Origin of the sequence: Streptomyces sp. 8N616 (assembly GCF_052246385.1) — a bacterium.
GTDB lineage: Bacteria > Actinomycetota > Actinomycetes > Streptomycetales > Streptomycetaceae > Streptomyces.
In genome coordinates this window covers 1-12,051 of sequence record NZ_JBQQBY010000014.1, presented here as the reverse complement: position 1 = coordinate 12,051, position 12,051 = coordinate 1, and the positions used below count along the sequence as shown (strand labels likewise).

The following is a 12,051-nucleotide window of genomic DNA, read 5'->3' as shown; positions in this document are numbered from 1 at the left end:
CTAGGCTCGCCGCATGGCGAGACTGCACCTGTTCGACCTGGACGGCACGCTGCTGTACGGATCGGCCGCGCCGGTCGAGATCTCCCGGCAGCTCGGCCTGGCCGGGGAGATCGCCGAGCTCGAGCGGGACTTCGCGTCCCGGAGGATCGATCCGCCGGAGTTCGCGCTCCGCGTCCGCGAGTTGTGGGCCGATCTCACCGAGGCGCATGTGACGGCCGCCTTCGAGGGGGCGCCGTGGCTTGCGGGCATCCGTGAGGTGTGGGCGGACATCCGGTCGGGCGGCGGCTATTGCGCGGTGATCTCGCTGTCCCCCGGCTTCTTCGTCGAGCGGCTGCTGGACTGGGGCGCGCACGCGGCGTACGGGTCGCGCTTTCCGGCGGTGCCCTTCCGCGAGCCGGTCGACCCCGCCGGCATTCTCTCCGCGGCCGCGAAAGTGACCATCGCGGACGAGCTGTGCCGGACGTTCGGAGTGAGCCGGGCGGATTGCGTGGCGTACGGCGACTCGATGTCGGACGCGGAGCTGTTCGGCGCGCTTCCGGTGTCGGTCGCGGTGAACGCGGATCACCACGTGAGCGGGCTTGCCTCGTATGCGTATACCGGGCGTGATCTCCGCGAGGCTTACGAACTGGTGCGTAACCGCAGGTAATTCATTACTCAACAGTTGCCAAGCGAATTCCTCGAAATGTGGGCGAGATCACGAGAAAACGCGGTGTATCCGTTAGTGCGCGAGATCGGGACTTGTGGTTTCAACCGGGCCCGGTATGGTCGAGTCCGGTTCGGCCGTGTAAGGCTGCCGACGAAGTCGTGGGGATGTGCCAGCTTAACGGGAACACGGCCGCCGTTACCCGGACTTCCGGCTATTTGTCCGAGGAAGGGACGGGAAGTGGCACGCTGCATGGCAGGGAAGTGCGGCCAATGTCACACCAGAGGGCGTTTGTCCGCTTCGTGTTGACTTGCTGGGGTTGGTGTGAGTCCTAAAGAATTCTGATCCGCAGCAGTGAATTACCGGCACATTCCGTCTTCGGAAGTGCGATGACAGGCCATGACCGACCGAATGACGACCGAAAGACGTTCGAGGCGAGGCAGACCATGGACGCTCCGACCACGACGCCGGCCGATAACGGTGGCTCCGGCGGGGACGGTGGGGACTGGGGCTGGTTCACCCCGACTGCGGGCCGGAAGCGCAGCGCTCCCGAAGGCGGGGACCGGGATCGGGATCAGAACCAGGACCAGGGGGACGACCGGATACCCAGCCGCCCGGTGAGCGCGATACGGCCGGTGGGCGGCCGCGGCTCAGAACGCCACCCGGCGCAGGAGCCGCCTGCGACGCGGGGCGGGGCCGCCGCGCGGGACGCCGGCGACGAACACCAGCGCACGACCGACCGGAGCCCCCGCCAGGGAGGCGCCCCGGAACCCGGCGACGCGCCCCCGTCCCCGTACTTCGCGCACCACCCCGGGCCCGCCCCCCAAGGGGGTTCGCCGTCCGCTGACTCCGGCTTCCCTCATGCCCCGGACGCCGGTGGGCCGGCTCCCGCCGAACCGCGCACCGCGCCCCCCTACTTCGGTGCAGGCCAGGACACCGCCGCCCCCACCGGGCCGCGCGAGCCCGGCCGCCCTGCCCCACCCGGCGACCAGCGGATCGCCCCCGCGTCCCCGTACTCGGGCGGCATGCCGGACTCCGGCACACTCGGCGTCGGCACGGGCGGCTCCGCGGCGCGGTCCGCGCGTCCGGACGGAGGGACCGGCCACGTCCCGGCGGCCCCGGCCGCGGAGGGATCGGGCGCCGGGTCCGCGTTCTTCGGTCCGGGGGCGGGAGCCCGCCCTGATGGTCCCGGAGCGCCGGGCCGGAGCGCCCCGGCCGCGAGTGGCCGTCCGGTGGCGGTGGACGATCGCCGGCCCACCGGTCCCGCGCCCGGGACGACGGGCCTGCCGACCGAGCACGCACCGGGGCCCGCCCGGGCCACCGACCCCGGCCACGGCGCGCCCGCCACCGCGCCCGGCGACCGCAGCGAGGCCGCCAGCAGCACCGCAGCCGGGGCCGCATCCGCCGCCCCCGCCGGAGGCGAGCCCGCCTCGCCCGACGCGATCCTCATCCGCCGCACCATGGCCGAGATCGAACCCATCGCCGACAAGGTCACCTCGTACTTCTACGCGATGCTCTTCGTCCGCCACCCCGACCTGCGGGCCCTCTTCCCCGCCGCCATGGACACCCAGCGGGATCGTCTCTTCAAGGCGCTGCTCACCGCTGCCAAGCACGTCGACGACGGCGAGACCCTCACCGCGTATCTCGCCAACCTCGGCCGCGGCCACCGGAAGTATGGCACCCAGCCCGAGCACTACCCGGCCGTCGGCGAGTGTCTCCTCGGGGCGCTCTCGCGGTACGCGCCCGAGAGCTGGGGCCCGGAGACCGAGGCCGCCTGGATCCGCGCGTACACCGCGATCTCGCAGATCATGATCGACGCGGCGGCCGCGGACGAACTCCGCGCCCCCGCCTGGTGGGACGCCGAGGTCGTCGCCCACGACCTGCGCACTTCCGACATAGCGGTCATCACCGTGCGCCCCGACCAGCCGTACCCCTTCCGCGCGGGCCAGTACGCGACCCTGGAGACCCCCTGGTGGCCGCGCGTCTGGCGGCACTACTCCTTCTCCTCCGCGCCCCGCCCCGACGGCCTGCTCTCCTTCCACGTCAAGGCGGTTCCGGCCGGCTGGGTGTCCAACGCCCTCGTCCACCGCGCCCGCCCGGGCGACATCATCCGCCTCGGCCCGCCCGGCGGCTCGATGACCGTGGACCACAACACCGACAACGGCCTGCTCTGCCTGGGCGGCGGCACCGGCATCGCGCCCATCAAGGCGCTCGTCGAGGATGTCGCCGAACACGGCCGCAAGCGGCCCGTCGACGTCTTCTACGGCGCCCGCAGCGACCACGACCTCTACGACATCGACACCATGCTGCGTCTCGAGCAGGCGCACTCCTGGCTCTCGGTCCGCCCGGTCGTCGCCGACGGCCCGACCCCGGCGGGCGGTCTGAGCGGCCCGCTCCCCGAGGCGGTCCGGCAGTACGGACCCTGGAACGCGTACGACGCGTACCTCTCCGGCCCGCCCGGCATGATCCGCAGCGGCGTCGACACCCTGGTCGGTATCGGCGTACCCTCCCACCGCATACGGCACGACTCCATCGAAGAACTGGTCGCGGCCGGGCCCGGCCAGGGCGCAGGCGTGTGAGAGGAAGAACGATGGCCCCCGAGCACAACGGCCCGCGGGATCGGCGGGAGCGACCGGGGCATGAGGCGGTGTCGGTGCGGTCGGCCGTGCGGCCGGGCAGCGACGGCGAGCACGTGCTCCAGGAGCGCATGGGCACCGCGGAGCGCGCCGACCGGTTCTACGACGAGCAGGTCCTCGACCGGCTGAACGACCGGATGCGGGAGTTCGTCCGCCGCCAGGAGATGTTCTTCCTCGCCACCGCCGACCGGCACGGCGAGTGCGACAGCACCTTCCGGGCCGGTCCGCCCGGGTTCCTCCAGGTCCTGGACGACAAGACCCTCGCGTACCCCGAGTACCGGGGCAACGGCGTCCTCGCCAGCCTCGGCAACATCGAGGAGAACCCGCACCTCGGCATCCTCATGGTCGACTTCGTCCGGGACCGGATCGGCCTGCACGTCAACGGGCGCGCGCGGATCGTCCCCGACGCCGACATGCGCGCTGCCCACGCCGGCCTGCCGGTCGACCCGGTGCCCGGCCGCCGCGCCCGGCTCTGGGTCGAGGTCACGGTCGAGGAGGCGTACATCCACTGCGCCAAGCACATCCCGCACCTGCAGAAGGTCCCGCCGCAGCAGCGTGGCCGCCGCGCCTGGGGCACGGACGACTTCAAGCGCAAGGGCGGCGACTTCTTCGGCGCGGCTGCCGGGTCGGCGGACCGGGCGCCGTACCAGCGCGAGCCGTCGGCGGCCGAGCACGGCGAGCGACCCGAGCAACGGGAGCAGGACGAGCTGCGCGACCACGGCGGGCGGCGCGGCCGGCGCGGGCGGCACGAGCGACCGCAGGGCGATGCGTTCCGCGAGGCGGCGGAGCAGGTCCTGGCGGATGCGCGGCAGCGGCGCGAAGCGGGCCCGGAGGAACAGCCCTTCACCGGCTGGTTCGCCTAGGACCGAAGCGCCCCGGCCCAGTTCCGGCGCACCCCCGGTCCGGTACGACCCAGTTCCGGTATGCCCCCGGTCCGCCTCGGCTCAGCCGAGGTCCGGGGCGTGCATGGCGCATACACCCTCGATGTTGCCGTCCAGGTAGTGCCGCAGGGACAGCGGTACGACCTCCACGGAGGCGATCCCCACCCGCGTGAAGGGGATGCGCACGATCTCGTACTCCCCGCTGGGCTCGTCCACCTCGGGCCCGTGCCGCCGCGAGGTGTCCATCGACTCGAGCCGGCAGACGAAGAAGTGCTGCACCTTCACCCCGGTCACGCCGCCGTCGCTGATGTGCTCGACGGTGTCGACGAAGACCGGCACGACATCGGTGATCTTCGCGCCGAGCTCCTCGTCCAACTCGCGGTGCAGTGCGTCGACGACGGTCGCGTCCTCCGGCTCGACGCCGCCGCCCGGCGTGATCCAGTACGGCGGGCGGCCCGGCTTGGTGCGCTTGATGAGGATCATCTCGTCGCCGTCGAGCAGGATGGCGCGAGCGGTGCGCTTGACCACGGGTCGAACGGTCATGGAGGAGATGTGGCCCGCGGCGGGCCGCCCGAAACCGTTCCGAGAGGAATCCGGAGGAAGTCGTTCCCCACGGCGCCGCGTCCCGCGCCCTCGCGCCGGCGGTCACCAGTCCACCGCGGCGCGCAGCAGCCACTCGTGCGCCCGCGCGAGGTGCCGCAGCGCGAGCGTCCCGGCCCGTACCGCCAGGAAGTACGTGCGCAGCGGCGGCACCGGCGGATCGAGGAGGGCGACGACCTCACCGGTGTCCAGCGCGTCCTCGCACAGGTACCGGGGCAGTACGGCGAGCCCCGCCCCCGCCGCCGCGCAGGTCAGCACCGCCCGCAGGTCGGGGGCGACGACCGTCGCCGGGGCGGCCGGTTTGGCGTCGAACACCGTGGCCCAGTAGCGGGAGACCAGCGGCAGGCTCTCGTGCACCTCCACCACCGGCAGCTGCTCCAGCGCCTCCGCGCCCCGCACCTGGCAACCGCCCGCGGCACCGATCCGCGCAGCCCACCGGGGCGAGGCGACCAGTACGTGCTCCTCGTCGCACAGCGGAGTCGAGGTGAGCAGGCCGCCGCGCGGACGGGCGGTGGCGATGACGAGATCGTGGTGCCCGGCCGCGAGCCCGTCGAGCGTCTCCTCCGCGCTCCCGAAGGAGGTCCGCAGCGCGAGCCCCTGGCCGATGAGCGGGGTGAGCGCGGGCAGCACGCGTAAGGCGGTGAACTCGGGCGGGCCCGCCAGGTGGAGCGTGCGCTCGGCGGTGCCCTCGCCGAGGCCCGCCTCGGTGATCTCCAGCAGCGCGTCGAGGTGCGGCGCGACCTTGTGGGCGAGCTCGTCCCCGATGGTGGTGGGGGTGACGCCCCGCGCCCTGCGGAGGAACAGCGGGCGCCCCAACTGCCGTTCCAGCGAACGTATCTGGCTGGTGACGGCCGGCTGGGAGAGGCCGAGGAGCGCGGCGGCGCGGGTGAAGGACCCTGCGCGGTGCACGGCGACGAACGTACGGAGCAGGGCCAGATCCATGCCCACCCCTCGTGCTCGACGGCGCCGTCTCAAACCGATGCCAACTATAAATTTGTCGATAGGTCTGTGTCGCTGGTGTGATTGGACACTGACGCAGAGTCAACTAGCCTTGATTTCACGGTTCGTTGCTCGCTGAACCGGGGCGGCTCGAGCCACGAGGGGGGAGGTTCGAGCCGCCCGACGACGCCTCCGCGGTGCTCCGCTGCGCCCCGCTCACTGCCCGGCAGCAGCCTCGTCCAGCGCACGCAACACGTCCGCCACCAGGTCCTCCGCGTCCTCGACGCCCACCGAGAAGCGGATGAACCCCTCCGGCACCGCGTCCCCGCCCCACCGCCCGCGCCGCTCGGCCGTGGACCGTACGCCGCCGAAACTCGTCGCGTCGTCCGCCAGCCGCAGCGCGGCCAGAAATCGCTCCGCGCGCTCCCGGTCCGGCAGCGTGAACGACACCACGCAGCCGAACCTGCCGCCCCGCATCTGCCGCGCCGCCACCGTGTGCGCGGGGTCGTCCGGCAGCCCGGGGTGGCGCAGCCCGGTCACCTCGGGGCGGCCGCGCAGCGCCCCGGCGAGGGCCAGGGCGTTCGCCGCCTGCCGGTCGACCCTGAGCTGCAGCGTGGCCAGTGAGCGGTGCGCGAGCCAGGCCTCCATCGGGCCGGGAATCGCACCCGCCGTCCTGCGCCACAGCCGTACGTCCGCCGCGAGCTCGCGGTCGCGGCAGCTGACGTAGCCGAGGAGCAGATCGCCGTGGCCGGTCAGAGCCTTGGTGCCGCTGGCCACCGAGAAGTCCGCGCCGAGCTCGAGCGGGCGCTGGCCGAGCGGAGTCGCGAGCGTGTTGTCGACGGCGACCAGGGCGCCCGCCTCATGGGCGGCGTCCGCGAGCCGCCGGATGTCGCACACATCCAGGCCGGGGTTGGACGGCGACTCGATCCACAGCAGCTTCGCGCCGTCCAGGTGCTTGATCTGCGCGTCGCCTGCGGTCGGCGCCGTGCGCACCTCGACCCCGTACGCCTCGAGCCGCTCGCGCACCAGCGGCAGCGCCTGGTAACCGTCGTCCGGGAGCACCACGGCATCGCCGGTCCGCGCCTGGGACAGCAGCACGGCGGAGACCGCGCCCATGCCGGAGGGGAAGACGGAAGTCTGCACGTCGTCCGCGCCCGGCGCCTCCAGCTCGCCGATGGCCCGCTCGAGCCCGGTCCAGGTGGGGTTGGAGTCGCGGCCGTAGGTGTACGGGCCGACGGGCTCGCCCGGCAGGTGGTAGTGCGCGGCGAAGACCGGGCCCGGCATGGCCGGCTCGTACGCCGCGGGCTCCGGCAGCCCGGCCCGTACGACGCGGGTTCCGTCACCGGTCATGTGCGGCCTCCTGGCTGTCTTCGAGCGTGGTGCGCACCGCGTCGAGCAGGGCTTCCGCGGCGGGCTCGATCAGGGCGAGGCAGTGCTCGAAGCCGTCCGCGTCGCCGTCATAGGGATCGGGGACGTCCGGGACGTCGCCCGTGCTGCGGACGTAGGAGAGGAGCAGCCGCACCTTCGCGGCGTCCTCCGGGGCGGGGGCGAGCCGCCGCAGCTCCCGGACATGGCCACGGTCCAGGGCGATGACCAGGTCGCGCTCCGCGAACCACTCCGCCCGGAACTGCCGTGCGATGTGTTCCGCCTCGTAGTCGTTCGCGGCCAGGACGGCGACGGCCCGCGTGTCCGCGCTCTCGCCCGCGAACCAGCCGCCGATGCCGGCGCTGTCCACCTCGACCCGCCCGTCGAGCCCGGCCTCCGCCACGCGCGCGCGGAAGACGGCCGCGGCCATGGGCGAGCGGCAGATGTTCCCGGTGCACACGAAGCACACCCGGTACGGGGGACGGGACGACGAGCTCATGGGCCCATCATCCGTCACCCGTGGTCAGTCCTTGTCGTCGGGCAGCGCCACGTGCAGCGCCCAGGACACGATCGAGACGATCAGTCCGCCGAGCACGGCCGTCCAGAAGCCGTCCACGTGGAAGGAGAGATCGAACTCGCCAGCGAGCCAGGAGGTGAGCAGCAGCATCAGCGCGTTGACCACCAGCGTGATCAGACCGAGCGTGAGGATGAAGAGCGGCAGGGTCAGCAGCTTGACCACCGGCTTCACCACGAAGTTCACCAGGCCGAAAAGCAGCGCGACGAGTATGAGCGTGAGGACCTTGCGGCCGGTGTTCTCGCCCGTGAGCGTGATGTCCTGGAGCAGCCAGATGGCCACGGCCAGGGCTCCCGCATTGGCGATCGTCTTGACTACGAAGTGCTTCATGGTGAGATCGTCGCAGAACTGATCGGCTGAGCTTAAGGGTGGGGACGGGAATGAAAGCGTTCCGGCTGGATGAACTCGAGGCGGAGCGCGCCGCCAACGAGGGGGCGTATCTGCAGTTCCTGCGCGAACGGAACATGTCGGTCGGGCTGTACGCGCTGGAGGCCGGGACCGTCGACCCGCAGCAGCCGCACCGGCAGGACGAGGTCTACTTCGTGGTCAGCGGCCGCGCCTCGATCACGGTCGGGACGGAGACCACGCAGGTCGCGCGGGGCAGCGTGGTGTACGTGCCCGCCGGCGTGCCCCACAAGTTCCACCACATCAGCGAGGACCTGAGGGTCCTGGTCGTCTTCTCTCCCCCGGAAAGCTGACCCGGGCTCCGCGCATCCCTAGGGGACCGCTCAGGGAAGGACGGGGGCCGCGGGCCGTCCGTACGGCACCCTGCCGCGCCTAGCATCGAAGACACCCGCCTCCCGGAAAGACCGGGAGCGACAAGCGGAAGCAGGGACGAACGTGGCTGTCAAGGAGATCTTCGCGGGCCTGCCGTGGTGGGTGAAGTGGGTCGCGGTGCCATTGCTCGCGATCATCGTCTTCGGCGGCCTGATCATGAGCGTGGTCGGCTTCGTCATCGGGCTGCTTTTCAAGCTTCTGGTGTTCGTCGCCCTCGTCGCCGGACTGATCTACGTGGTCCGGAAGTTCACTTCCTCCTCCTCCCGCGGCGACTGGTAGCCCGGGGGCGGACACCCGCCCCCGGCACCGGCCGGTCCGCCGAGACGACCAGCGCGGCCAGGCCCGTGGTCACCGGTACCGACGCGACCAGACCGATGCTGCCGACCAGGGTCCGTACGATCTCCTCCGCGACGACCTCGCTGTTGGCGACGGTGCCCACGTCGCTGCGCGCGATCGAGAAGAGCAGCAGCAGCGGCAGCGCCGCACCCGCGTACGCGAGAACGAGCGTGTTGACCACCGAGGCGATGTGGTCCCGGCCGATCCGCAGGCCCGCACGGTAGAGCTGACGGGCCGTCATCGTCTCGTCGGCCTGTTTGAGTTCCCACACCACAGAGGTCTGGGTGACCGTCACATCGTCCAGCACACCCAGCGACCCGATGACGACCCCCGCGAGCAGCAGACCGCTCAGATCGATCTCCGGATAGAGGCCGTGGATCAGCCCGGTCTCGTCCGAGGTGTTGCCCGTCAGCTCCGCCCAGCCGATGAACAGCGAGCCCAGCAGCCCGATCAGCAGCAGCGAGATCAGCGTGCCGAGGGCTGCCACGGACGTACGGGCGCTGAGACCGTGACACATATACAGCGAGATCAGCATGATGGCGCTGCTCCCGACCACCGCCACGATCAGCGGATTCGAGCCGTGCAGGATCGCCGGGAGGATGAAGAACGACAGCACGGCGAAGCTCACGGCGAGCGCGATCAGCGCCATCAGCCCGCGCAAGCGGCCGACGACCACCACGGCCAGGGCGAAGATCGCCGAGAGCAGCGTCATGGGGAACCCGCGGTCCACGTCGGTGACCGAGTACTGCAGCTCGCGCGGGGCGTCCGGGGCGTACGCCACCACGACGCCCTGCCCGGCGTCCAGCTGCCGGGGCGCGTCGGGCTGGATGACCTCCTCGAAGGTCCGGCCCTTGTCCTTCCCCGACGTCACCTCGATCGTGGCCCGCTTACAGGTGCCGCCGGCCTGCTCCTGGCCCTCGCCCGGCGCCGGCCGGCCCGAGCCGTCGGCGGACGGCTGCTGCGGCTGCACGTTCACGTCCGCGCAGTTCACCTCCTCCACCTTCACGACCCTGCCGGACTCGGTCTGCCGGTCGAAGCCGACTCCGGTCCGCTCGTGCTCCGGGACACCGCCGGGCCAGAGCACGACCAGACCGACGACGACGGCCGCGGCGAACGGGATCAGCACTGCGGCGATGACCTTGCGGAGATGGACCGATACGGGCGCGGCGGCCCCGTGGCTGTGGGTGTGCGGGAGGGGCTCGTGGCGGTGCTCGGGGCGGGGCTCGGGCGTAGGGGTCACCGCCCGATCATCGCAAAACGGTATGGGGCACGGGCCCGGCAGGCCGGATCCGTCCCGGCTCCGCTCTGCCGGACCCCCTTTTCACGCCCCCGAACGACCCGTTACCGTGGTGGCGTTTTGCACACGCGGGAGCTCGGAGCACCGGGCTGAGAGGGCGCTGACCTCCGTACGGGACATCTGGCCAAGGCCGGTGACCCGGCTGCGGAAGCCGCTGCGTCGACCGCCGAACCTGTTACCGGGTAATGCCGGCGTAGGGAGTAGGTCTCATGACCCTTCAGGATGCACACACGCCTGCCACCAGCGAGTCGGGCGAAAGCTCGCGCGAGGTCGGCTGGCACAAGGACTACGTGACCGGCTCGCGCCCCGACCTGAGGGTCCCGGTGCGGCGAGTGCACCTCACCAACGGGCAGGACGTCACGCTCTACGACACCTCCGGCCCGTACACCGACCCCACCGTCGAGACCGACGTCCGCCGCGGCCTCGCCCCGGTCCGCGAGAACTGGATCATCGCGCGCGGCGACACCGAGGAGTACGCCGGGCGCCAGGTGCGTCCGGAGGACGACGGCATCAAGCACACCGCGCCGCGTGGGGGCCTGCTCCGGAGCGGAGCGACTGATCTGCGCGGTCTGGACGCGGTCTTCCCCGGTCGGCCGCGCCAGCCGCGGCGCGGGCGCGACGGGGCCGCCGTCACCCAGCTCGCGTACGCCCGCCGCGGTGAGATCACGGCGGAGATGGAGTACGTCGCGCTCCGCGAGAACGTCTCGCCCGAAGTCGTCCGCGAGGAGATCGCGGCGGGCCGCGCGGTGCTGCCCGCGAACGTCAACCACCCCGAGACCGAGCCGATGATCATCGGCAAGCGGTTCCTGGTGAAGGTCAACGCCAACATCGGCAACTCCGCGGTCACGTCCTCGATCGAGGAGGAGGTGGAGAAGATGACCTGGGCGACCCGCTGGGGCGCCGACACGGTCATGGACCTCTCCACCGGACGCAACATCCACACCACCCGCGAGTGGGTGCTGCGCAACTCCCCCGTCCCCATCGGCACCGTGCCCCTCTACCAGGCACTCGAAAAGGTCGACGGCAGGGCCGAGGAGCTGACCTGGGACATCTACAAGGACACCGTCATCGAACAGGCCGAGCAGGGCGTCGACTACATGACGGTCCACGCGGGCGTGCTGCTGCGCTACGTGCCCCTGACGGCCCGTCGCAAGACCGGCATCGTCTCGCGCGGCGGCTCGATCATGGCGGCGTGGTGCCTGGCCCACCACAAGGAGTCGTTCCTCTACGACAACTTCGAGGAGCTCTGCGACATCCTCGCCACCTACGACGTCACGTTCTCCCTGGGCGACGGTCTGCGTCCGGGCTCGATCGCGGACGCCAACGACGAGGCGCAGTTCGCGGAGCTGCGCACGCTCGGCGAGCTGAACCGGATCGCCAAGTCCCACGGCGTCCAGACGATGATCGAGGGCCCGGGCCACGTCCCGATGCACAAGATCAAGGAGAACGTCGACCTCCAGCAGGAGATCTGCGAGGAGGCCCCCTTCTACACACTGGGGCCGCTGGCGACGGATGTCGCGCCCGCGTACGACCACATCACCTCCGGCATCGGCGCGGCGATGATCGCCTGGTGGGGCACGGCGATGCTCTGCTACGTCACGCCGAAGGAGCACCTGGGCCTGCCGGACCGTGACGACGTGAAGACGGGGGTCATCACGTACAAGATCGCGGCGCATGCGGCGGATCTGGCGAAGGGCCACCCGGGCGCGCAGGAGTGGGACGACGCCCTCTCCGACGCGCGCTTCGAGTTCCGCTGGGAGGACCAGTTCAACCTGGCCCTCGACCCGGACACGGCCCGCTCCTTCCACGACGAGACCCTTCCGGCCGAGCCCGCGAAGACCGCGCACTTCTGCTCGATGTGCGGTCCGAAGTTCTGCAGCATGAAAATCAGCAGAAGCATCACAGAGCAGTTCGCCCCCGACGTGGCCGGACCGGCTACGGATGAGGAGATCGAGGCGGGAATGCTGGAGAAGTCCAAGGAGTTCGCGGAGACGGGCAACCGC

The 12,051-nt window shown here is 71.5% G+C and carries 12 protein-coding genes; 6 read left to right on the top strand and 6 right to left on the bottom strand.

Annotation, left to right across the window (positions count from 1 at the left end; translation table 11 throughout):
• Window positions 1–13 precede the first annotated feature (13 nt).
• From ACTWQC_RS14605 to ACTWQC_RS14595, 3 genes are all read left to right on the top strand, one after another.
• Window positions 14–646: an HAD family hydrolase gene (locus ACTWQC_RS14605; protein WP_443316090.1), complete on the top strand. Its 633-nt coding sequence runs from the start codon at window positions 14–16 to the stop codon at window positions 644–646.
• A gap of 443 nt (window positions 647–1,089) precedes the next feature.
• Window positions 1,090–3,222, top strand: a complete 2,133-nt coding sequence (locus ACTWQC_RS14600; RefSeq protein ID WP_443316089.1) for a globin domain-containing protein — start codon at window positions 1,090–1,092, stop codon at window positions 3,220–3,222.
• 128 nt (window positions 3,223–3,350) lie between these two features.
• The gene (locus tag ACTWQC_RS14595; protein WP_443316234.1) at window positions 3,351–4,142 is read left to right on the top strand and encodes a pyridoxamine 5'-phosphate oxidase family protein; all 792 of its coding nucleotides are present in this window, start codon (window positions 3,351–3,353) and stop codon (window positions 4,140–4,142) included.
• 81 nt (window positions 4,143–4,223) lie between these two features.
• Here the strand turns inward: ACTWQC_RS14595 and ACTWQC_RS14590 are convergent, their stop codons facing one another.
• From ACTWQC_RS14590 to ACTWQC_RS14570, 5 genes are all read right to left on the bottom strand, one after another.
• A complete protein-coding gene (locus tag ACTWQC_RS14590; RefSeq protein WP_443316088.1) occupies window positions 4,224–4,703 on the bottom strand; it encodes an NUDIX domain-containing protein in 480 nt (159 codons plus the stop codon).
• 102 nt (window positions 4,704–4,805) lie between these two features.
• Window positions 4,806–5,702, bottom strand: coding sequence for a LysR family transcriptional regulator (locus ACTWQC_RS14585; protein WP_443316087.1), 897 nt, complete (start codon window positions 5,700–5,702; stop codon window positions 4,806–4,808).
• Window positions 5,703–5,915: 213 nt separating this feature from the next.
• Window positions 5,916–7,049 (bottom strand): cystathionine gamma-lyase, encoded by a 1,134-nt coding sequence (locus ACTWQC_RS14580; RefSeq protein ID WP_443316086.1) that lies wholly within the window; start codon window positions 7,047–7,049, stop codon window positions 5,916–5,918.
• Window positions 7,039–7,563, bottom strand: coding sequence for a low molecular weight protein-tyrosine-phosphatase (locus ACTWQC_RS14575; protein WP_443316085.1), 525 nt, complete (start codon window positions 7,561–7,563; stop codon window positions 7,039–7,041). Before ACTWQC_RS14575 ends, ACTWQC_RS14580 begins: the two co-directional genes overlap by 11 nt.
• A gap of 24 nt (window positions 7,564–7,587) precedes the next feature.
• Entirely contained in the window at window positions 7,588–7,968 is a 381-nt protein-coding gene (locus ACTWQC_RS14570) for a phage holin family protein (protein WP_443316084.1), read from the bottom strand.
• A gap of 50 nt (window positions 7,969–8,018) precedes the next feature.
• Between ACTWQC_RS14570 and ACTWQC_RS14565 the strand changes: the two genes are divergently transcribed.
• On the top strand, window positions 8,019–8,336 hold the full coding sequence (locus tag ACTWQC_RS14565) for a cupin domain-containing protein (RefSeq protein ID WP_443316083.1): 318 nt from the start codon (window positions 8,019–8,021) through the stop codon (window positions 8,334–8,336).
• Window positions 8,337–8,478: 142 nt separating this feature from the next.
• Window positions 8,479–8,694 (top strand): DUF5326 family protein, encoded by a 216-nt coding sequence (locus ACTWQC_RS14560; RefSeq protein ID WP_443316082.1) that lies wholly within the window; start codon window positions 8,479–8,481, stop codon window positions 8,692–8,694.
• Here the strand turns inward: ACTWQC_RS14560 and ACTWQC_RS14555 are convergent.
• Entirely contained in the window at window positions 8,663–9,991 is a 1,329-nt protein-coding gene (locus ACTWQC_RS14555; RefSeq protein ID WP_443316081.1) for a YibE/F family protein, read from the bottom strand. The two genes, ACTWQC_RS14560 and ACTWQC_RS14555, sit on opposite strands and share 32 nt — an antisense overlap.
• Before the next feature lie 266 nt (window positions 9,992–10,257).
• On the opposite strand from ACTWQC_RS14555, the gene thiC reads away from it, so the two are divergent.
• The coding region (gene thiC, locus ACTWQC_RS14550) for a phosphomethylpyrimidine synthase ThiC (protein WP_443316080.1) at window positions 10,258–12,051 on the top strand (1,794 nt) is incomplete at its 3' end.